We start from the raw sequence: 407 nt of genomic DNA, 5'->3' as shown, positions 1-407 counted from the left end.
TATCCAGAGCCTGCGACACTTTCTTACCGCGAATCAGGTCAGCAACAAGGCGAACCTTCTGAGCAGAAGAACGAGCATGGCGATGTTTAGCGATAGTTTCCATCTCTTCCTCCTACCTTATTTCTTCTTCGCTTTTTTATCAGCAGCGTGGCCGCGATAAGTACGAGTCGGTGCGAATTCACCCAGTTTGTGACCAACCATTTCGTCGGTTACAAATACCGGAACGTGCTGACGACCATTATGGACAGCGATGGTCAAACCGATCATGTTAGGAAAGATCGTTGAACGACGGGACCAAGTGCGCAGGGGCTTCTTGTCTCCGCTTTCCACCGCTTTCTCTACCTTCTTCAGCAAGTGCAGGTCAATAAAAGGACCTTTCTTGAGAGAACGTGGCATGGCTTATCCTC

The 407-nt window shown here is 49.4% G+C and carries 2 protein-coding genes; both read right to left on the bottom strand.

The features are described 5' to 3' along the window. The coding region (locus tag EOS_RS45465; RefSeq protein ID WP_326972989.1) for a large ribosomal subunit protein uL22 at positions 1 to 103 on the bottom strand (103 nt) is incomplete at its 3' end. Between the two features lie 14 nt (positions 104 to 117). Beyond that, positions 118 to 396 carry a 30S ribosomal protein S19 gene (rpsS, locus tag EOS_RS42795; protein ID WP_001138117.1) on the bottom strand — a complete coding sequence of 93 codons (279 nt, stop codon included), beginning with the start codon at positions 394 to 396 and terminating at the stop codon, positions 118 to 120. Between the last annotated feature and the right edge of the window lie 11 nt (positions 397 to 407).

Source organism: Caballeronia mineralivorans PML1(12) (assembly GCF_001028175.1).
Taxonomy (GTDB): domain Bacteria; phylum Pseudomonadota; class Gammaproteobacteria; order Burkholderiales; family Burkholderiaceae; genus Caballeronia; species Caballeronia mineralivorans.
The sequence above is the reverse complement of the archived record's forward strand: the minus strand, read 5'-3'. Positions and strand labels throughout refer to the sequence as shown.